The sequence below is a fragment of the Streptomyces sp. NBC_00620 genome (assembly GCF_026341825.1).
GTDB lineage: Bacteria > Actinomycetota > Actinomycetes > Streptomycetales > Streptomycetaceae > Streptomyces.
In genome coordinates, this window is sequence record NZ_JAPENY010000003.1 from 254,509 (window position 1) to 274,097 (window position 19,589).

17 protein-coding genes and 1 pseudogene are annotated in these 19,589 nt (G+C 70.7%); 2 read left to right on the forward strand and 16 right to left on the reverse strand.

Annotated elements, in window-relative coordinates:
* Position 1: 1 nt before the first annotated feature.
* The 6 genes and pseudogenes from OG246_RS32465 to OG246_RS32490 form a co-directional block, all read right to left on the reverse strand.
* A pseudogene (locus tag OG246_RS32465) lies at positions 2-814 on the reverse strand (alkaline phosphatase family protein); the annotation flags it as partial.
* A 13-nt stretch (positions 815-827) separates the two neighbouring features.
* On the reverse strand, positions 828-1,874 hold the full coding sequence (locus tag OG246_RS32470) for a hydroxyacid dehydrogenase (RefSeq protein ID WP_266471565.1): 1,047 nt from the start codon (positions 1,872-1,874) through the stop codon (positions 828-830).
* A gap of 2 nt (positions 1,875-1,876) precedes the next feature.
* Positions 1,877-2,794: a carbohydrate ABC transporter permease gene (locus OG246_RS32475; protein ID WP_266471567.1), complete on the reverse strand. Its 918-nt coding sequence runs from the start codon at positions 2,792-2,794 to the stop codon at positions 1,877-1,879.
* Positions 2,791-3,720, reverse strand: a complete 930-nt coding sequence (locus tag OG246_RS32480; RefSeq protein ID WP_266474905.1) for a carbohydrate ABC transporter permease — start codon at positions 3,718-3,720, stop codon at positions 2,791-2,793. The genes OG246_RS32475 and OG246_RS32480 overlap by 4 nt, the downstream gene beginning before the upstream one ends.
* A gap of 161 nt (positions 3,721-3,881) precedes the next feature.
* On the reverse strand, positions 3,882-5,189 hold the full coding sequence (locus tag OG246_RS32485) for an ABC transporter substrate-binding protein (protein ID WP_266471570.1): 1,308 nt from the start codon (positions 5,187-5,189) through the stop codon (positions 3,882-3,884).
* Between the two features lie 115 nt (positions 5,190-5,304).
* Complete coding sequence (locus OG246_RS32490; RefSeq protein WP_266471572.1) at positions 5,305-6,396, reverse strand: substrate-binding domain-containing protein; 1,092 nt, start codon at positions 6,394-6,396, stop codon at positions 5,305-5,307.
* A 309-nt stretch (positions 6,397-6,705) separates the two neighbouring features.
* Here OG246_RS32490 and OG246_RS32495 point away from each other — a divergent pair, with 309 nt between their 5' ends.
* The gene (locus OG246_RS32495) at positions 6,706-9,168 is read left to right on the forward strand and encodes a SpoIIE family protein phosphatase (protein ID WP_266471573.1); all 2,463 of its coding nucleotides are present in this window, start codon (positions 6,706-6,708) and stop codon (positions 9,166-9,168) included.
* 58 nt (positions 9,169-9,226) lie between these two features.
* Here the strand turns inward: OG246_RS32495 and OG246_RS32500 are convergent, their stop codons facing one another.
* The 3 genes from OG246_RS32500 to rpmF form a co-directional block, all read right to left on the reverse strand.
* Entirely contained in the window at positions 9,227-9,619 is a 393-nt protein-coding gene (locus OG246_RS32500) for an SCO5389 family protein (protein ID WP_266471574.1), read from the reverse strand.
* 134 nt (positions 9,620-9,753) lie between these two features.
* Positions 9,754-10,716 (reverse strand): ATP-binding protein, encoded by a 963-nt coding sequence (locus OG246_RS32505; RefSeq protein WP_266471575.1) that lies wholly within the window; start codon positions 10,714-10,716, stop codon positions 9,754-9,756.
* A 1-nt stretch (position 10,717) separates the two neighbouring features.
* The gene (gene rpmF, locus OG246_RS32510; protein WP_266471576.1) at positions 10,718-10,888 is read right to left on the reverse strand and encodes a 50S ribosomal protein L32; all 171 of its coding nucleotides are present in this window, start codon (positions 10,886-10,888) and stop codon (positions 10,718-10,720) included.
* A 343-nt stretch (positions 10,889-11,231) separates the two neighbouring features.
* Here rpmF and OG246_RS32515 point away from each other — a divergent pair, with 343 nt between their 5' ends.
* The gene (locus tag OG246_RS32515) at positions 11,232-11,918 is read left to right on the forward strand and encodes a phosphatase PAP2 family protein (protein WP_266471577.1); all 687 of its coding nucleotides are present in this window, start codon (positions 11,232-11,234) and stop codon (positions 11,916-11,918) included.
* A 7-nt stretch (positions 11,919-11,925) separates the two neighbouring features.
* Here OG246_RS32515 and OG246_RS32520 read toward each other — a convergent pair whose 3' ends face one another.
* The 7 genes from OG246_RS32520 to OG246_RS32550 are packed head-to-tail and all read right to left on the reverse strand — an operon-like array spanning position 11,926 to position 19,589.
* The gene (locus OG246_RS32520; protein WP_266471578.1) at positions 11,926-13,260 is read right to left on the reverse strand and encodes a glutamate-1-semialdehyde 2,1-aminomutase; all 1,335 of its coding nucleotides are present in this window, start codon (positions 13,258-13,260) and stop codon (positions 11,926-11,928) included.
* 7 nt (positions 13,261-13,267) lie between these two features.
* On the reverse strand, positions 13,268-13,819 hold the full coding sequence (locus tag OG246_RS32525; RefSeq protein ID WP_266471579.1) for a dTDP-4-dehydrorhamnose 3,5-epimerase family protein: 552 nt from the start codon (positions 13,817-13,819) through the stop codon (positions 13,268-13,270).
* The gene (locus OG246_RS32530) at positions 13,816-15,057 is read right to left on the reverse strand and encodes a polysaccharide pyruvyl transferase family protein (RefSeq protein ID WP_266471580.1); all 1,242 of its coding nucleotides are present in this window, start codon (positions 15,055-15,057) and stop codon (positions 13,816-13,818) included. Before OG246_RS32530 ends, OG246_RS32525 begins: the two co-directional genes overlap by 4 nt.
* Positions 15,054-16,001 (reverse strand): glycosyltransferase family 2 protein, encoded by a 948-nt coding sequence (locus OG246_RS32535; protein ID WP_266471582.1) that lies wholly within the window; start codon positions 15,999-16,001, stop codon positions 15,054-15,056. The genes OG246_RS32530 and OG246_RS32535 overlap by 4 nt, the downstream gene beginning before the upstream one ends.
* Positions 15,998-17,287, reverse strand: coding sequence for a hypothetical protein (locus tag OG246_RS32540; protein ID WP_266471584.1), 1,290 nt, complete (start codon positions 17,285-17,287; stop codon positions 15,998-16,000). The genes OG246_RS32535 and OG246_RS32540 overlap by 4 nt, the downstream gene beginning before the upstream one ends.
* Before the next feature lie 5 nt (positions 17,288-17,292).
* Positions 17,293-18,576 carry a DUF4910 domain-containing protein gene (locus tag OG246_RS32545; RefSeq protein WP_266471585.1) on the reverse strand — a complete coding sequence of 428 codons (1,284 nt, stop codon included), beginning with the start codon at positions 18,574-18,576 and terminating at the stop codon, positions 17,293-17,295.
* On the reverse strand, positions 18,564-19,589 hold the full coding sequence (locus OG246_RS32550) for an NAD(P)-dependent oxidoreductase (protein WP_266471587.1): 1,026 nt from the start codon (positions 19,587-19,589) through the stop codon (positions 18,564-18,566). The genes OG246_RS32545 and OG246_RS32550 overlap by 13 nt, the downstream gene beginning before the upstream one ends.

Consider the following 19,589-nt stretch of genomic DNA (forward strand, 5'->3'; position numbering starts at 1 on the left):
GCCCGTCGAGAGTCCAGTGCCGGTCGGCGGAGCAGCCCAGGGACGCGAACACCTGGGCTGCGACGTCGACATGGCGCACCTGTGGGGGCGCGGAGGTGATGCCGGGGCCGTCGGCGATGAGCCAGGCCGTGCGTTCCTCCACGGAACGGCCGCCGTGCCCGCCCGCGTCGACATGGCCGTGGTCGGTCACGACGAGCACCGTCCACCTTTCGCCGTCGTACGCGGGCCGGGAGCGCACGGCGTCCAGCAGGCGTCCCACGCGTTCGTCGGCGCGCAGCACCGCCTCCTCGTACGCGGCTCCGCAGCCGAGGACGTGCGCGGTCTCGTCGGGAGCGCCGAGGTAGACGAAGGACGCGTCGATGTCGTCGCGCGCGAGGACTCCTGCCGCCTCCTCGGTGATCCGTTCGTCGCACTGCTCCCATGCCGCAGGGGTGTCCTCGGCCGGGGCGATGTACGCGGACCTGGACGGGGCCCTGAACAGCGGTCCTCCGTCGCGGACCTGCATGAGCGGCTGCCAGCCGGCGGCGACGAAGGTGCGGCGGCCGTCCTGCCGGGCGAGGCGGGTGGCGAAGTCGGGGAAGACGTCGAGGCGGTGGCCGGTGAAGTCGTTGCTCCACACGCCGTGCTTGTCGACGCCCACTCCGGTGACGACGGTCGCCCAGCAGGGGCCGGACATAGTGGGCGTGCGCGCGTCTACCTCGACCGGCGTGAGGAAGCCGTCGGCCGCGAGGGCGTCCAGGTGCGGGGTGGGCAGCCGGCGCAGCACATCGAGGCGTACGCCGTCGATGCCGACGACCAGGACATGGTCGGCCATGTGGTGCTCCTGTTCAGGCCGAGCGGGTCAGCTCGTCCGGGCCGACTCCGTAGGTGAACGGGAGGCCTTGGGCGTAGCGCCGCACCTCGTCGACGGCCCAGTGCGTCATACGGCCGAGTTCGTTGCCGAGGGAGCCCGCGATGTGCGGGGTGAGCAGCACGTTGGGGAGCGTGTAGAGCGGGGAAGCGGCGGGGGGTACGTCCGGTTCGGTCACGTCCAGAACGGCGTGAACGCGCCCGGAGACGAGGCGCTCGATGAGCGCGTCGGTGTCGACCAGGGAGCCGCGCGCCGTGTTGATGAGCGTCGCGCCGTCCTGGAGGAGGGCGAGCCGGCGCGCGTCGAACATGTGCCGTGTTTCGGGGAGTTGGGGTGCGTGGATGGTGACCACGTGGCTGCGCCGGACGAGTTCGTCGAGGTCGACTAGGTCGACGCCGAGGGCTCGGGCCTCGTTCCGGTCCAGGTAGGGGTCGTAGAGGAGGACGTCGAGGTCGAGCGGGCGGAGCAGTTCGGCGACGCGGCGTCCGATGCGGGAGGCGCCGACGATGCCGACGGTGCGGTGGTAGTTGCCGTATCCGGTGAAGTACGGGAGGAGCGCGGGCTGTTCGCGTGCCTGGGTGTAGGCGCGGGCGGCATCCAGGACCCGTTTGTTCGCGAAGAGGATGGCGGCAAGGGTGAACTCCGCGACGGGGAGGGCGTTGGCGGCTGCCGCGGAGGAGACGGCGATACCGCGCTCCCAGACGGATTCGGTGACGTGGTGCTTGATGGAACCTGCCGCGTGGATGACGGCCCGCAGCCGGGGCATACGGCGCAGCGCTTCCTCGGTGAGCAGCGGGGCGCCCCAGTGGGTGAAGAGGACCTCGGTGTCGGCCAGGACGGCGGGATCCGCGCGGGTGAAGTCCGTGATGTGCAGCGAGGTGTCCACCGAGGCGACATGTCGCAGCCGGTCGAAGGCGGCGTCGGCGAGCAGGGAACCGTGGATCTCGCTGCCCATGGCAAGGACGGTGCGCGGAGACGGTACGACGTGCGGGCCGTTCAAGAGGGTGCCTTCCGGTACGGGCATGGTCACTTCACCGCGCCGGCGGTCAGGCCAGAGCGCCAGAAGCGCTGGAGGCAGACGAAGGCGACGATCAGCGGGACGACGGCGACGAGTGAGCCGGTGATGACGAGCGAGTAGTACTCGGGCTGCTGCTGCGTGACGCTGTTCCACATGAACAGGCCGAGGTTGACCGGATAGAGCTTCTCGTCGTTGAGCATCACGAGGGCGCCGAAGAAGTTGTTCCAGCTGGCGGTGAACGAGAACAGGAAGATGGTCATGAAGCCGGGCGCGAGCATGGGCAGGGCGATCCCGGCGAAGGTGCGCAGCTCGCCCGCGCCGTCGACGCGGGCGGCCTCCAGGACCTCGTTCGGGACGTATCCCTCGGAGAAGACGCGGGCGAGGTAGACGCCGAAGGGGTTGACCAGGGCGGGCAGCAGCAGCGCCCAGTAGGTGTTGACGACGCCGGCCTTGGTGGCGAGGAGGTACATCGGGAGCTGGATGACCGTGGTGGGGACCAGCACTCCGCCAAGGACCAGGCCGAACAGCTTCTCCTTGCCCCGGAAGTCGTACTTGTCGAAGGCGTAGCCGGTGGCGACGCACAGGAACGTCGAGGCGGCGGAGCCGACGACCGAGTACAGGATGCTGTTGCCGAACCAGCGCAGGTAGATGCCCTCGTTGAAGGTGAACACGTGGTGCAGGTTGGCGAAGAGGTTGAAGTCTCCGAAGGAGAAGCCCGCTGTGGCGAAGAGGTCGCCGTGGTTCTTGGTGGCGGCGAAGAGCAGCCAGGTGACAGGCATCAGGGTGTACAGGGCGGCGACGATCAGCAGGCCGTTGACGATGCCCTTGGAGAGCAGAGCGTTGGGCGAGCGGCGGCGGGCGGCCGGGGCCGGCTTGCGCTCGGCGGGTGCCGCGGCCGGGTCTGCCGCCTGGGTGAGGGTGCTCATGACGCCGCCTTCCACCGGTTGCCGAGCTGGGTGACGACGTAGGAGAGGACGACGCCGAGCAGCGCGAGGATCAGGGACGCGGCGGCGGCGAGACCGTAGTCGTGCTGCACGAAGCCGGCCTTCCAGATGAACAGGGTGGGTGACCACTCGGTGTCGATGGTGGGCGCACCCCGCTGATTGAGGAGCTTGGGCTCGGTGAAGATCTGGATCGCGCCGACACAGGTGAACAGAACGGTCATGACGACCGCCGAGGCGATCATCGGGACCTTGATCCGCAGGGCGGTGCGGATGGCGCCCGCTCCGTCGACGACGGCCGCCTCGATCACTTCGCGCGGTACGGCCTGGAGGGCGGCATAGAAGATGACCGTGTTGTAGCCGATCCACTGCCAGGCGCAGAGGTTGACCATCGACGAGAGCACGTGGTCGTTGCTGTAGAAGTTCCATGAGCCGCCGAGGGCGCCGATCCAGTCGAGCACGGGGCTCAGGCCCGGGGTGTACAGGTAGATCCAGATGATCGAGGCGATCAGCCCCGGGATCGCGTGCGGCACGAACAGCGCGAGCTGGAAGAACCGCTTGGCGCGGGCAAGTGCGGAGTCGACCAGCAGCGCGAGAAGGAGCGATCCGCCGATCATCACCGGGATGTAGAGCGCGCAGTACTGCGCGATGTGTACGAAGGAGTCCCGGAAGCCCGCGTCCGACAGGGCCTTGGTGAAGTTGCCGAATCCGGAGAACACCCGCTCCGTGCCGCCGAATCCAAGGCCCGAGGAGTGCTCCTGGAAGAGGCTCATCCACACGGCGTAGCCGATGGGCGCGGCCATGACCACGGCGAAGAGGACGAAGAACGGGGTGATGAGGAGGGCGACGGCGCGGCGCTGACTGCGTCGGAGATTCGAGGTGTCCCGGGGTTTCCCCGGGAGTCTGCTCACGGGCTTCGCGGTTCGGGCGAGGGGTACTGCCACGGTGGGCTCCTTGGCGGGCTGGGCGCTTCAGGGAGGCTTGGGCGGGAGACAGCCGGTGGCGGGGGCCGGCGACGGCCCGTGTCCGAGCCCCGTGCGGACACGGGCCGTCGACGACCGGACCCGCCACGTCACTCGGCGAGCTTCAGCCCGCGCTCCTTGATGCCCGACTCGGCCTTCTCCTGACCGGCGTCGACGCCGCCGGTGAAGCCGGACTTGGCCGCCGCGTCCTGGACCGCGGTGTAGACGTCCACCTGGTTCGGGCCCCACGTCCAGCCGGGGACGATGGTGTCGACCTGCTCGGAGGCGAGCGTGTAGAGGTCCTGGCCGTTCAGGTACGAGGTGTCGAACCTCGCGGCGGCGACCTCACGCATCTCCGGGTTGGCCGGCAGGGCGCTGCTCGGCGACTCCAGGTCCGCGAGGCGGGCCTCGACGCCCGCCTTGTTCGTGGTGAGCCACTCGATGAACTCGGCGGCGGCCTCGGCGTGTTCGCTGCCCTTCAGGACGCCGTAGGAGCTGCCGCCGTAGCTGCCGCTGGCGGCTGTGCCCCAGTTGGGCATGGGAGCGACGGCCCACTTGCCCGAGAGGTCCGGCATCGCGGTCTTCATGCCTCCCGCGGACCAGGAGGCGCCGAGGAAGGAAAGCGTGTCGCCGGAGGTGCGGGCCTTGGTCTCCTCGGGGCTGTAGCCGGTGAAGGACTGCACGAGGTCGTCCTTGATGAGGCCGTCCCAGTAGGCGGCGACCTTCTTGGTGGCGGCGTCGTTCACGGCAGGCTTCCAGGCGTCGCCCTCGGTGGCGAACCACTTGCCGCCCGCCTGCCAGGACAGGGCCGCGAGCAGCGCGGGGTCGGACTTCGGCATGGAGGCCAGGCGGGCGTTCTTGTCCTGCTTCTTGACCTTCGCGGCGGCCGTCTTGAACTCGTCCCAGGTCTTGGGGACTTCGATGCCGTACTTCTTGAACAGGTCGGTGCGGTAGTAGTAGAGCTGCGGTGCGACGTCGTAGGGAACGGTCCAGGTCTTGCCGCCGAAGTTCACCAGGCTCTGGACGGACTCGGGGAACTTCGACTTGACCGTTTCACCGGCGTACTCGGTCAGATCGACCAGGTTTCCCTGGCTCGCGAACTCCGGGACCATCTGGTACTCGATGGTCGCCACGTCGGGTGCGTTGCCCGCCTTCACCGCGTTGGCCAGCTTGCTGTAGCCCTCGGTCCCGCTGGGGATCTCGCTGAACTCGACCTGGATGTCCTTGTGCGTCTTGTTGAACGCCTCGGCCGTCGATTCGGCCCCGAGAGTCCAGGTCCAGTACTCGATGGTCACCGGTTTGCCGTCCGACTTCGTGTCGGTCGAACCGCCGTCGCCACCGCATGCGGTGGCGAACATTCCCAGGGCGGCGATGGTGGCGGTGGCGGCTATGCGGAACGAGCGTGAAGTGCGCGACATGACACGTCTCCTACAAGACCTCGTACGGGAAGAGGCGGATGCAGGACATCTTTTGTGCGCGCACGATCAGAGTCAAGAGCGTTCGACCAATACAATCACAACGATCGAAAAACGCTCATGCCTCGAGCGCTTCGCCACCGCAGGACGAACGGATCCTCAACTCGGGAAGAAGTTCGAGGTGTTGACGGGGCGCCGGATGCTGTCCGCTCCGGCGTTCCGCGAGGCGCTGGAGCAGCAGTTTCGCGGCCAGCTCCCCCACCGAGCGCTTGGGCGGGGCGATGGCCGTCAGGGGCACGTCCGAGAGGCCGGCGACCTCGTCGTCGTACGCGATCAGGGCGAGGTCCCCGGGCACGCTGATGCCGCGCGCCTGGAGCTTGGGCACCAGCACGATCGCGTCCTCGTCGCTGTGTACGAGGGCCGCCGTCACGCCCCGCTTCTCCACGGCCTCGGCCAGATAGTCGAGGGAGGCTTCGTAGTCGCCGTGCTCGCGGACGGTCGGCGCGCCCTCGTCGACGTCCAGGCCCAGCGACCGCACCGCCGCGAGATAGCCCGCCGAGATCTGCGCGGCGTGCGGCCCCTCCTGCAGCACGGCGGTGATGCGGCGGTGCCCCAGGGACGCGAAGTGACCGACGGCGACCGCCGCCCCGTGCGCCCGGTCCGTCCGCACCCGGTCGAGAGCCGCCGCGGGGTTCCCGGCCGGCGCGGAGCGCTCGACCAGGACGGTCGGCACCTCGCACTCCAGGAGCCATTTCTCCTGGCCGCCGGCGGGGACGCCGCCGAACCAGCTTGGCGCGACGAGCAGTCCCTGCGCGCCCCCCGCGATCAGGTGCTCCGCCTGCATCGGGTCCTCGGTGTCGACATAGCCGGACATGCCGAGCACGAGGCGGCCCCCCTGGGCCCCGACGGCCTCGCGGGCGCCTCGCACAATGTCCGCGAAGATGTAGTTCGTGGTCGGCACGATCATTCCGATCACGGCGCCTTCGGCGCTCTCCTGCCGGGGTTCCGCCTCGGCGGTGGTGTCGCCCGGCCAGACCACCGCGCCGTGCAGCCGCTGCACCCGGCCCTGCGCGGCGAGTGTCTCCACGTCACGCCTCAAGGTCACCGCCGAGACACCGAGTTCGGCCGCGAGGTCGGCGACCCGGAGGCTGCCGCGCTCCCGGACGAGTTCGAGTACGCGCTCGTGACGCTGGTCGACGTGCAGTCGCATGGGCTCCCCCTGAGGCAAGGCCGGACGGACGAACTACGGGCGAACGCGGAGCGTGATCCCGTGTGGTCACTGTACGCCCACAAGCGTATCGATCACTTTCGTTCAATACGATCGCCCGAGCTCCGGCCACCTGCGACCAGCACACCGAGGGGCTCTTCGGACGCCACGGGCCGAGGGCCGCCGCGAAATCCGCATCCGGCCCCGGCACGGCCCGCCGTGCGACTCACCAAAGCCCGCGCGACAGTCGTACAACGTGAAGAATGGGCAACGAGGGGGTAAGACCACCTTCGGGGAGCGGAGAGGGTCGCGGTGGGTTCGAGCAAGGAACGGGACGTGCCGGCCCGGCAGCGCTTCGACATGGCGGACGCCGTGCCACTGCTCCTCGATGCCCGTATGGCGGTGACCAGCTGGACCGCCGACGCCGAACGGCTGCTGGGGTACCCCGCGGGCGAGGTGCTGGGACGGCCCGCGGCCGACCTGCTGATTCCCGAGGACGCGGCGCGCATCCCCGACCTGGCCGATCGGTGCCACGAAGACGGCGGCTGGGTCGGGCTGCTGTCCGCGCGGCACCGGGACGGGCACCCGCTCAAGCTGATGGTGCGTGTCGTCCCCCTGCGGGCGACCGGGGCCCCGGTGCGCTCCGTGGTGCTGCTCGCCGAGCTGGCCGACGGCCCCGGGTGGCACATGAGCCGGTCGGTCCTTGAGCGGATCACCTCGCGTTCCCCGGTGGGCATCGCGATCGTGGACCCGGACCTGCGGTACGTCTGGTCGAACGCCGCGCTGGAGCAGTTCGGCGGGGGCCCGCCCGAGCAGCGGCTGGGACGGCGGCTCGCCGACATCCAGCCCGGCCTCGACGCCGAGCGGATCGAGGCGCAGATGCTCCGGGTGCTGGAGACCGGCGACCCGGTGGTCGCGTACGAGCACGTGGGCCGCCTACGCTCCGCGCCGCACCGCGAGACGTCCCACGCCATGTCGTTCATCCGTCTGGAGGACGACCACGGCCATCCGATCGGTGTGTACTACACCGTCGTCGACATCGGCGAGAGCTACCGCGCCCGGCGGCGGCTCGCCCTGCTCGACCGGGCCGGCGAGCACATCGGCCGCAGCCTGGACGTCATGCAGACCGCGCAGGAACTGGCCGATGTCGCCGTGCCGGGGCTGGCCGACTTCGTCGCGGTCGACCTGCTGGAGTCCGTGCTCAAGGGAGGCGAGCCGGCGCCCGGTCCACGGAGCGACGCGGACGCCGTGCCGTTGCGTCGTGCCGGGCACCAGTCGGTGCAGGGCGGGGTCCCCGAAACCGCCGTCGGCATCGGCGATGTGGCGTCCTACGTGGCCGGGTCTCCCCCGATCAGATCTCTCACCGACGGCGAGTCCTGGCGAGAGGAACGGCTGGACCCGCTGGCCAAGGAGTGGACCACGGGTACACCCGGGAGCCGGGCCGCCTCCTTCCTCGATCTCGGGCTGCACAGCGTGATGATCGTGCCCGTCCGGGCCCGCGGCGTCACCCTGGGCATCACCACGTTCTTCCGGCGCAGCCGCCAGGACCCCTTCGACGAGGACGATCTGAGCCTGGCCGAGGAGTTCGTGGGCCGGGCCGCCCTCTGCGTCGACAACGCCCGCCGGTACACCCGCGAGCGCGACGCGGCCCTGATCCTTCAGCGCAACCTCCTCCCCCACCGCTTCCCCGACCAGGACGCGGTGGAGGTCGCCGCCGTCTACCGGCCCGCCGACGAACTGACCGGTCTCGCCGGGGACTGGTACGACGTGATTCCGCTGTCCGGAGCCCGGGTCGCCCTGGTGGTGGGCGAGGTCGCCGGTCACGGCATCGACGGCGCCGCGGCCATGGGGCGGCTGCGGTCCGCCGTACAGACCCTCGCCGACCTGGACCTGACCCCGGAGGAAGTACTCGCCCACCTCGACGACGTGGTCAGCCGCGCCGCCCGGGAGGAGGGCACCGGAGCCGACGACCGTACGAGCGGGATGCAGGCGGTCGGCGCCAGCTGTCTGTACGTGGTGTACGACCCGGTGAGCGGGCAGTGCTCCATGGCGGGCGCGGGCCATCCCGCGCCCGCGATCGTCGATCCCGACGGCACCGTCACGTTCGCCGACCTCCCGCACGGTCCCCCGCTGGGGGTGGGCGGCCTGCCCTTCGAGTCGCTCGAGTTGAATCTCGCGGAGGGCAGTGTGCTGGCGCTGCACACCGACGGTCTCATCGCCACACCCCGTACGGGACGGGACCCGGAGGCCGGCAGGGAGCGCCTGCGCCGCGCGCTGGAGGCGCACGGGCAGCCGCTGGACGGACTGTGCCGCCGCATCGTGGACGATCTCGTGCCGACGCGGCCCTACGACGACGTGGCACTGCTGCTGGCCCGTACCCGTCGGCTGGGTGCCCAGCAGGTCGCGACCTGGGACCTGCCCATCGACCCGGCCGTCGTCGCCGAGGCCCGCAAGTCGAGCACGCAGCAGCTGCACACCTGGGGCCTGGATGAGCTGGCCTTCACCACCGAGCTGGTCGTCAGTGAACTCGTCACCAACGCCATCCGGCACGCCTCCGGCCCCATCCGGCTGCGGCTGATCACCGATCAGGCCCTGATCTGCGAGGTCTTCGACGGCGGCGCGACCGCCCCGCACCTGCGCCATCCCAAGACGACCGACGAGGGGGGTCGCGGGCTGTTCCTGATCTCCCAGTTCACCCAGCGCTGGGGCACCCGCTACACCTCCGAGGGCAAGATCATCTGGGCCGAGCAGTCCCTCACGGATCCGGCGGTCTGACGTACGCGGGGTGGGGCCGTTCCGCCGAACGGCCCCACCCGCACCTGTCGACTCAGGCTCAGCAGTCGCGGAACTCGGGCGACTGGTTGAGGATCTGCGAGCGCAGCGAGGTGAACCGGGTGTGGGTCTCGCCGCCCTGTGCCTCGGGGCGGAAGACGGCGACGCGGTGGCAGTTCATGAAGGCGAGGGTGACGCCGAAGTGCCTCTCCAGGCTGGAGCGGATCGCGTCGCTGGCCAGCGCCCGCAGCAGCTGGCCACGCTCCTTCTCCGAGGGCGGCGGGGTGTGGTTGTCGGCGAACTCCCGTGCGCTGTCCCGCAGTTCGCCGACCAAGGCGGCGATGAGGTCGTAGGCGTACGGCAGGGAGGTTCGGACGGTTTCCACGAAGTCCTGTTCGCGGACCTGACCGCGTTCGGCTTCGGCGAGCAGCTTCGGGGAGACGTCGAGTGACATGAAAGGGCAGTCCTGTCGCTAGCTGGTTCGGGTGGTGCGCGGTGGTGCGTCGGCTGTGTACGGCCGCGTCTTCGGCTGCGCACAGCTGCGCCGACGGCGGGCCGCAGCCGCCTCGTCGGCCGTGTCGTGGTCGCTCATGCGGGGTTCGGTGCGAAGGCTGCCGGGCCGTGCCGGAAGCCGGGGTCGATCTGCGCGGAGAGGTCGCTGCCGGTGGCCCGGTCGGCCCAGGCGGCGGCGTTGCGGAGGTGGAAGTCGACGGCATGTGCCTGGAAGGCCGTCCAGTCCTTCGTACGGGCGTCCAGTGCGGTCCGCAGCTGGCTCAGGGCGTGGCGGTTGTGCGGTTCCAAGTCGCCCTGTGGACGGCCCTGTTCGCGTGCCCGTACCCAGGAGGAGTGCTGAAAGTACGTCAGGAGGTCGTCGCCGACGTGCTCCTTGAGGAAGAGAACGTCGTCCTCGCAGGTGACCTTGTTGCCGATCACCGCGATCGGGATCCCGAACTCCTCGGCGTGGTCGCGGTATTGGCGGTACACCGAGACACCCTTGCGGGTGGGCTCGGCGACCAGGAAGGTCATGTCGAACCGGGTGAACAGGCCCGAGGCGAAGGCGTCCGCGCCGGCGGTCATGTCGACGACGACGTACTCACCGGGCCCGTCGACGAGATGGTTGAGGTACAGCTCGACGGCTCCGAGCTTGGAGTGGTAGCAGGCCACTCCGAGATCGCTCTCGTCGAACTCGCCGGTGACCATCAGGGGTACGCCGTCCACGTCCTGGATGTGGTGGGAGTGCACGGCGTCGTCGCCAAGGAGCCTCAGCAGACGCGAACCCCGTCCCGGCGGGGTGGTCTTGACCATGGCCTCGCGTGAGGTGATGCGCGGATTGTCACCCCGCAAGAAGTCCTTGATCTCGCCCAGCCGTGCGCTGAGGGGCGCGGCGGTGAAGGATTCGTCGTCGCCGAGACCGAGGGCCTGGGCCAGATGCTGGTTGATGTCGCCATCGATGGCGACGAGAGGCGCTCCGGAGTGCGCGAGGTGGCGGGAGAAGAGGGCCGACAGCGTGGTCTTGCCGCTGCCGCCCTTCCCGACGAAGGCAGCGCGCACGTCAGCCCTCCGGGCGCAGCAGCCCGCGCTCGTACGCCTTGGCGAGTCGCTGCGGTACGAGGTGGGACGAGCCGTCCACGGTGACGGGGACGAGTTGCACGGGGGCCGCTTTCCACTGGGCGCGGCGGTGGCGGGTGTTGCTGCGGGACATCTTCCGCTTGGGGACGGCCATGTCGGTCTCCTGTGGTGGGTGGGCTGGCGAAGCTCACGCTATATGGAAATGGATCCCATTACCAAGCTGGGCTCGCTCGGCATGGCGCCACTTGTCGGCCCGCTACAACTCCGGCATTCCGACGGCGGTTTGCCGCGACCGGTTTGTTGGTTAGGGTGACAAGTGAGGTCGGACACGACGGGGGGCTCGCGTTGGATCGCCTGGCCGGGACGGACCGGGAAATCGGCCAAGACCAGTACGTGCCAGGGCGCCTGCAGGGCGACGACGTAGTCCCGCAACGCCCGACGCTGCGTACGGCAGGCAAGAAGGTCACTACCGCAGGTCGACCGGACGCGGTGGGCGTGTGACCGGCCGGCCGGCGCCCGCGACGCTGCCCCCATCGCTGCGCGCGTGGCTCGGGCTGATCGCGGCCCTGGCCGCGCTGGTGGTCATCGTGCTCGGGGTCCTGTACGCCGGTCACAGCGAGCCCGGCAGGGTGGACAGGTGGATCATCGACCCGACGGCGGACAGTGTGCGGCCGCCCTGGCGACGCGTCGCCCTGGCCACGGACTTCTTGGGAGAGCCCGCCGGAGCGGCGCTGCTGGTCCTGGCCGCCGTGACAGGCTGCCTGCTGCTTCGGCGTCCTCGTGCGGCGGTGCTCATCGTTGTCGGCGTCAGCATGACCGTGGGGACGGCGACGCTGCTCAAGTCGCTGGTGGGACGCACCATCCACGGCGACGACAACCTGTCCTACCCGAGCGGGCACACCGCCTTCCTCACCGCGCTCGCCCTCATGGTGGCGCTGCTCGCGACCGCCCGGCTCGGCCTCGGCAGGACGGCCGGCACGCTACTCGTACTCGCCGCGGCGGTGGTTGCCGGAGCCGCGATGGGATGGGCGCAGGTAGCCCTGGGCGCGCACTACCCGACCGACGTCCTCGGCGGCTGGTGCACCGCGCTGGCGGTGATACCGGCGACCGCGTGGCTGGTCGACCGGACGGCTGACCGGCTGGTCGACCGGATGGCCGACGCCGGTCAGCACGAGCGTCGGTGACGTCCCGTCACACCAAGCGGCGGAACACGGGCTTCACCGGCCGCCCGGCCAGCCAGGGGGTGGGGTCCGCGGCGTCCAGTGCCTTCCGGTACACCGCACATGCCTGAGCCACCACATCGACGGTGCGGTCGATGTCGGCGTCGCTGAGCGCGCTGCTCACCACGAACGACGGGGCCAGCACCCCGCCCGCGAGGAGCCTGCGCAGGAACAGGGTGCGGTACTCCTGCGACGGCTGCCCGTTCTCGTCGAGGGTGGCGAAGACCAGGTTGCTGGCCCGGCCCCGGACGACGATGTGGTCGCCGACGCCCATGCCGGCCGCGGCGTCGCGGACACCGGCGGCCAACCGCTCGCCGAGGGCGTGCAGCCGCGCGGTGATGCCCTCCTCGACGTAGGTGGTCTGCACGGCCATCGCGGCTGCCAGGGAGTGCGTTTCCGCACCGTGCGTGGTGGACAGCAGGAACACCCGGTCGCCGGAGTGACGCAGCCCGCCCCGCTCCATCAGTTCGCGGCGTCCGGCCAGCGCGGAGACGGCGAACCCGTTGCCCAACGCCTTGCCGAACGTGGAGAGGTCGGGGACGACGCCGTACATGCCCTGGGCACCCGCCTCGGACCAGCGGAAGCCGGTGATCATCTCATCGAAGATCAGTACGCAGCCGTGCCGGTCGGCCAGCTCGCGCAGGCCGGCGAGGTAGCCGGGCGGCGGCTCGGACTGGGTGGCGGGTTCGAGGATCAGGCAGGCGACCTCGTCCTGGTACCGGGAAAGCAGCTCCTCCGTGGCGGCCAGGTCCCCGTAAGGGAACGCCACGGTGAGCTCGTTGGTCGCCGCCGGAATGCCGGCGGACATCGGCGTGGTGCCGATGAACCAGTCGTCGGTGGAGAAGAACGGATGGTCGGCGCAGATGGCCACCCGCGGGCGCCCGGTGGCGGCGCGGGCGAGGCGCACTGCCGCGGTGGTGGCGTCGGAGCCGTTCTTCGCGAACTTGACCATCTCGGCGGTCGGCACCGTGGCCAGGAAGCGTTCCGCGGCTTCGACCTCCACGATGGACGGCCGGACGAAGTTGCTGCCGCGGTCGAGTTCCCGCCGCACCGCCTCGAGCACGCGCGGGTGGGCGTGGCCGAGGCTCACCGACCGCAGGCCGGAGCCGTACTCGATGTAGCGGTTGCCGTCGACGTCCCACACGTGGGCACCGCGGCCGTGGCTGATGACCGGAGCCAGGTTCTCGGGGTACTGGTCGTCGCCCTTGGCGTAGGTGTGCGCGCCACCGGGGATCAGGGCGTGCAGCCGCTCGTTCGCCATCCGCGAGCGGGGCAGGAGGAGTTCTTGGGTGTCTTCGGTGGGCACGCCGACCTCAACTTTCTTTGTGCTGCAGGACCTTGGCGAGGCTCGGCGCCTCCCGGTCCCGTTGGGACATCGATGTGACCGGCAGCGGCCAGGGAATGGCGAGCTCCGGGTCGTCGAAGGCGATCGTCACGTCCTCGGCCGGATCGTGCGGGCGGTCGATCCGGTACGAGGTGTCGGCGGTCTCGGTCAGCGCCTGGAAGCCGTGCGCGCACCCCGCCGGGATGTACAGGGTCACCTGTGTCTCGCCGGACAGCTCGAAGAAGGCCCGGCTGCGGTACGTCGGCGAGCCCGGCCGCAGGTCCACGACGACGTCGAAGATCCTCCCGTACGAGCAGCGCACCAGCTTGGCCTCGCCTGCGCCGGAGCGCAGGTGCAGGCCGCGCAACACCCCCAGGACCGAACGGGACAGGCTGTCCTGGATGAAGGCGTCCGGGTCGAGGCCCACCGAGCGGACCACGTCGGCGTCGAAGGTGCGGCAGAAGAAGCCGCGCTCGTCGGCGTACGGCGTCGGCTCGAACAGGTACGCGCCGGTGATCTCCGGGACTTCGATCGCCTTCATGGAGCCTTCCGCAAGGTGTGGACGTGGTCGGTCGCCGGGAACAGGGCCGCGGTCAAGGAGTTGAACTGGTGCTCGAGTCGCCGGGCGGCGGCCAGGTTCCGCTCGGTGAGGGTCTGGCGCAGCTCGGCCGAACGCTTCTCCAGCGCGCGGAACTGCTCGAGCAGTCGGTCGGCGTCGACCTCGCGCGCCGGGTGGCAGTACGCGCCGAGGCCCATCTCCGCCATGAGCGCGTCGCTCTTCGCCGCGTAGCAGAGAGCGAGCACCGGCGTACCGGTCTTCAGCGCGCAGATCAGGTTGTGGTAGCGGATCGCCACCACGGTGTCGGCAGCCGCCATCTCCTTCATCAGGTCGGCCAGTGAGGACGGCTCGGCATCGGAGACCAGCGGCGAGTCCACCGCGTCGAGGATCGCGGCGACCACCGACGCGTCACAGTCGTCACCGGTGAGCAGCCGGACAGCCCTGCCCTCCTCGACCAGCGTGCGGACGAACCGGATCGTCCCGTCGAGGTAGCGCCGGTATATCTCATCGGCCCGGGCGCGATCGTCGTTGCCGCCGTGGAAGTCCATGACACCGACGCAGACCGGTCCCGGCGGTGCCGACGGGTCCGAGGGCGCGCTCGCCCGCGGCGTCGGCAGAGCGAACGCGAGGTCCGGGTAGACCTCGTCGCGCGCGGTGTCCACGCCCATCGTCCGCATCGCGTCGCGGGACTGCGCGTCCCGGTACGACCGGTATGCGGCCAGCCGCGCCGACCAGCGGACCAGGAGCCGGGTAGGCCGGTTGCCGATCGTCGCGGCGCCGACGCCGACCAGCGCGACAGGGGTGGAGAACAGGCGGCCGGATGCGCAGAGCAGGAACAGCGAGTACGGGAAGCCCCACGGCCGCAGCGGCAGCGTGGCCTCCAGGACGCCCATGCCCGGCACGATCACCACGTCGTGCCGGCGCACCCAGGCAGCGGTGCGGAAGACGTCGACGAGTTTGCCCAGGCCCTTCCCCGCGATGGCGCCCGCACGCGAAGCGGTCCGGTACTCCCCTCGGTACCAGTGCAGCCGCGTCGCGGGGATCCCGAACCGGGTCGTCACGGCCTCGGGCCCGCCGCACAGCGCGTCCACCAGCGCCTCCGGGTGTGCGGCGCGGAGGTACCCGAGCAGGGCTTCGAGCGATCCGTCGTTGCCGAGGTTGCCGGAGCCGAGCAGGCCGAACACCCCGACGCGCACCGGAGTTTCGTCCCCGGACATCATGCCTGCCTCCCCTCGCGGCCGGCGACGAGGGCGTCGACGGAGACCGTGAGCTGGGCCGGATCGACCGGGGCACGGTCCTCGATCCGCTCGCCGGCGCCCGGCCGGACCCGGCTGGTCATCCACGCGGCCAGGTGGCGGTAGCACTCGCGCCGGTCGGCAGGGGACAACGGCGCCCGCCGGATCGCCGAGGCGAAGCCCCAGATGTACTCGGCGAGCAGCCGGGGCGTCGGGTGCAGCAGGCCTGCCCGGCGCGGGTCCAGGTTGACGCACCGGGAGCGCTTGGAAGGGTTCGCCCGCTCGGCGCGTGTGGGGTGGTCGCGGCGGAAGTACAGCAGCTCCGGCACCTGGTGGAAGGGCCCGTGCAGGGTGATCTCGGCGACGTACGTGCGGTCCGCGTGGTGGTAGCTGTCCATCGGTTTCACCCGGCGCAGCATGTCGGCCCGCATCACCCCGTAGAAGTCGTCGCCACCCGGCTCGAACAGCAGACTGCGGAAGCGCGTCGGTGCGTGCGGCGAGTCGGTGGCGAGCCCGTAGTCGTAGGGGACCGTCACCTGGCCGCCGCCGTCGATGACCGCCTGGCCGGTGTGCGCGAGGATCATGTCCGGCCGCTCGTCCAGCGCTTCGACGCAGCGCCGCAGCAGGTCGCGGCCGTAAAGGTCGTCGTGCGAGGCCCACTTGAACAGCTCGCCGCGGGACTCGGCGAGCACATGGTTGTGGTTCGGCGTGGCGCCGATGTTCCGGGGCAGCCGGAGGTATCGGATGCGCGAGTCCCGGGCTGCGTACTTGCGGCAGATCTCCTGGGTCCCGTCGGTCGAGGCGTTGTCGGAGATGACCAGCTCGAAGTCCTCGTAGGTCTGACCGAGCAGGGCGTCGAGCGACTCGGCCAGGTACTCCTCGCCGTTGTACACGGGCAGGCCGATGCTCAGCCTGGGTTGGGCGGTCATGAGGTCCTCACTTCGGGGATGGGATTGCGGTGGCGCTCGCGCAGGGCGGACCGCAGTTGCAGCCACCACACGGCGGAGCTGCTGACGGTTGCGGCGGCGACGCCCCAGGCCGAGCCGACCGTGCCGGCGACGACCGCCCCACCCAGCCCGCCGCTGACGTAGCAGGCGGAGGCGAACAGTTGGGAGCGCAGGCTGCGCCGGGCCGCGCCGAGCGCGCGCAGCCCGGCCGCCGCGCCGGTGCCGAGGCCCGCGCCCGCGACGCCGAGGGTGACCGGCACGATGAGTTCCGAGGCGGAGTGCCAGACGTCGCCCAGCGTGAACTGGCCGAGCCGGTTCGGCATCAGCAGCAGTGCCCCGCCCCAGAGCAGCGCGGCGGCGGCCTGCCCGCCGCCGAGGAGGAGGCAGAACTTCCCCAGCCGATGCGGGGCCCGCCGCAGGACCCGTGCCGCCTCCGGGACGGTGACCAGCGAAAGCCCCATGAGCACGGCGAGGAACGGGCCGAGCAGGAGTTCGGCGCCCCGTACCGCACCCACCGCGCCGACCCCGACGATCGCGCCGAGCCCGTACGCCCGCAGCTGGCTCGCGCCGCTGAGGCTGACGTTCTCGACCAGGTACCGGTAGCCGAGATCGCGCTGCTCGCGAAGCCACCCGCGCGCCTCGGTCAGCCGGGGCCGGATGCCGGACTGGATGTAGCCGTACCCCGCCGCCACCGTGGCGGACGCGCCCCAAGCGAGCACGAAGGCGGCCACGGTGCCCGCACGGGCCGCCACCACCATGGCCGGGACGAGCGCGACACCCCACACGACGTCGTTGACGAACGCCTTCCGTCCGGCGCCGGCGGCGAAGAAGGAGAACCGCCAGGCGTCCTGCAACAGCAGCCCGGGCAACATGACACCAAGGGCGGCGAACGCGGGCCCCACGCGGCCGCCGAGGCCCAGCCCGGCCGCCAGACACACCACGCCGAGGGCCGCACCTACGCCGAGGGCGGTACCCGACGACCGGGCAACCGCCCCGCGCCAGGACGCGTCCGGCACGCCGCTGAAACGCACCACGAGCGGATCGGTGGCAAGGCCGCGGGAGACGTTGAGCACCACGCCGTAGGTCACCCAGGCGAGGCTGAACACGCCGAACGCGGTCACGCCCAGCGAGCGGGCCACGTAGATGCCCACCACGAAGTTGCTCACGCTGGAGGCCGCCTGGTCGGCCAGTCCCCAGGACAGCCGGCCGACGAGGGCCCGCCTGGCGGATCCGGGCGGCGCCTTCGCCTTCTCCCCCTCGGTGGTCATCGGCGTCATGCCTTGATCAGCCCGGCGCCGTGCAGGGCACCGGCCGCGGCGGCGACGGTGTCGAACGGCAGCCCGGACCGCTCGGCGACGTCCAGCAGACTGTGCTCGCCCTCGGAGAGGCTGAGCACCCAGAGCATGGCCATCTGGGCCTGCTTCGCATCGCTGCGGCCGCCGAGTGAGTCGTACAACCCACGTCGGCCCAGCTGAGGTTCGCCGTACGGGCTGAGGTTGGTGTACCGCCGGTTGCGATCCAACACGGCGAACGCCTCGCGGCAGACGGCGAGCGTGTCCGCCATCGCCTCCGGGGAGACGAAGTCCAGGTTGTCCGCCGAAGTGTGGTACTCGGGGTAGCCGGCGTACGGGGTCCGGCTGAGCGAGCCCACGCCGAGATTGAACCCGGGCGAGCAGAACTGCCGCTCGTCATAGCCGTACGGAGTGAACTCGGTGACGTGGTGCGGGCGTTCGGAGGCGGCCAGCACATGCCGCATCACGCGGTCGATCTCCGCGTCGCCGCGCCTGCTCTGCTTGTACGTGAGTTGGCCCGAGTCACCGGCGCAGGCCAGCACCAGACCGTGCTTGACTCGCTCGATCCGCTCCGCGTTGCGGGCCAGCCAGGTGATCGCCCCGATGGTGCCGGGCGCGTAGATGAACCGGTAGGTGTAGTACGGCGTCTCCTGCGCCAGCGCGCGGGCCAGGAACGTCGCCACCGCGATGCCGGCCAGGTTGTCGTTGGCCAGCGACGGGTGGCAGACGTGGCAGGAGACGATCACCTCGTCCGCGACCTGCCCCGGGACCACGTGCTCGGCGTAGGTGAGGTGGCCGTCGGCGAGTGTGGAGTCGATGTGCACCTCGTACTCGCCGTCCGGCAGCGCGTCCAAGGTCTCCTGGGCCAGGCAGAACCCCCATTCCGGCTTGTAGTAGCTGGTGCGGTACGGCACCCAACTCGGGTGGTCCGGCAGGGTGTGCAGGTGTTCGCGCAGCTCGGACAGCGGCATGGTCCGCGACACCGGCACGCTGTAGCCGAGCACGTGCAGGCTGGACGCAGCGAAGTCGACGACCCGGTTGCCGGCGGTGTCGGCGACGTACGCGTCCCGGATGTTCCACTCCTGCGGCACCGTCCAGTCGAGCACCTGGGTCCCGGTCGGCACCTCGTGCATCTGCAGCGGGATGTACTCGTTGACGATCTCCAGGGTGGCGCGCACACCGTCGCCGGTGATGCTCCGGCAGAGCGGGTACAGCCGCTCCACCAGCGCGTGCATCTCCGCCCCTGCCGTGATCATCGGCGCCACCGCAGGGTGTCGTCGACGGTCCCTGCGTCGGACGCCGCGCGCAGCACGGCAAGGCGGGTGAAGCGTTGCTCGAAGTCCTCCCGGGTCAGGCCGTGTTTCCGGTAGGCGTCGGCGAGTTCGAGCGCGCCCTGCTGCACCGTCCACTCGCAGTCGAAGCCGGGTATCGCGGCGCGGAACCGGGAGAAGTCCACCCGGTACGACCGCGGATCGGCACCGTTCTCCCCGGTGATCACCACCTTCGCGCCGGACACCGCCTCGGCGACCTGCTCGGCGATCTCGGCGACCGTGACGTTGTTGATCTCGCTGCCGATGTTGAAGGCCCGGTCGTGCACCGCTTCGCGCGGCGCGGTCAGCGCGGCCGTGAAGGCCCGTGCGATGTCGGCGGCGTGCACCAGCGGGCGCCAGGGGGTGCCGTCGGAGAGCACGAGGACCTCGCCGGACAGGAGTGCGTGGCCCACCAGGTTGTTGAGCACGATGTCGGCGCGCAGCCGGGGCGAGTAGCCGAAGGCGGTGGCGTTGCGCATGAACACGGGGGTGAAGTCGCCGTCGGCGAGCGCGTGCAGGTCGTCCTCCACCCGCACCTTGGACTCCGCGTACGGCGTCACCGGGCGCAGCGGGGCGTCCTCGGTGACCAGGCCCTCTCCACCGGAGGCGCCGTAGACGGAGCAGGTCGACGCGTACAGGAAGCGCCGCACTCCGGCTTCGCGGGCCAGCCGGGCCAGCCGTACGGAGGCGTGGTGGTTGATGTCGTAGGTGAGCTCCGGCGCCAGCGATCCCAGCGGGTCGTTGGACAGCGCGGCCAGGTGGATCACGGCGTCCACCCCGGCCACGTGCTCGGCCGTGACGTCGCGCAGGTCCACTTGATGCCCGGGCGGGTCCGCGGGCTGCGGGCCAAGAACGCAGTCGGCGAACAGGCCGGCGTCAAGGCCGACGACTTCGTGTCCGGCGGCCGCGAGGACCGGGGCCATCACGGTGCCCAGATAGCCCTGGTGTCCGGTCAGCAGTACGCGCAA

What these genes read in the sequence shown, in the direction of transcription:
- OG246_RS32470 (WP_266471565.1), bottom strand. Translation starts at nt 1,874, where the DNA reads ATGCCCGTACCGGAAGGCACCCTCTTGAACGGCCCGCACGTCGTACCG.
- OG246_RS32475 (WP_266471567.1), bottom strand. Translation starts at nt 2,794, where the DNA reads ATGAGCACCCTCACCCAGGCGGCAGACCCGGCCGCGGCACCCGCCGAG.
- OG246_RS32485 (WP_266471570.1), bottom strand. Translation starts at nt 5,189, where the DNA reads ATGTCGCGCACTTCACGCTCGTTCCGCATAGCCGCCACCGCCACCATC.
- OG246_RS32490 (WP_266471572.1), bottom strand. Translation starts at nt 6,396, where the DNA reads ATGCGACTGCACGTCGACCAGCGTCACGAGCGCGTACTCGAACTCGTC.
- OG246_RS32500 (WP_266471574.1), bottom strand. Translation starts at nt 9,619, where the DNA reads ATGTCACTCGACGTCTCCCCGAAGCTGCTCGCCGAAGCCGAACGCGGT.
- rpmF (WP_266471576.1), bottom strand. Translation starts at nt 10,888, where the DNA reads ATGGCCGTCCCCAAGCGGAAGATGTCCCGCAGCAACACCCGCCACCGC.
- OG246_RS32525 (WP_266471579.1), bottom strand. Translation starts at nt 13,819, where the DNA reads ATGAAGGCGATCGAAGTCCCGGAGATCACCGGCGCGTACCTGTTCGAG.
- OG246_RS32530 (WP_266471580.1), bottom strand. Translation starts at nt 15,057, where the DNA reads ATGATGTCCGGGGACGAAACTCCGGTGCGCGTCGGGGTGTTCGGCCTG.
- OG246_RS32535 (WP_266471582.1), bottom strand. Translation starts at nt 16,001, where the DNA reads ATGACCGCCCAACCCAGGCTGAGCATCGGCCTGCCCGTGTACAACGGC.
- OG246_RS32540 (WP_266471584.1), bottom strand. Translation starts at nt 17,287, where the DNA reads ATGACCACCGAGGGGGAGAAGGCGAAGGCGCCGCCCGGATCCGCCAGG.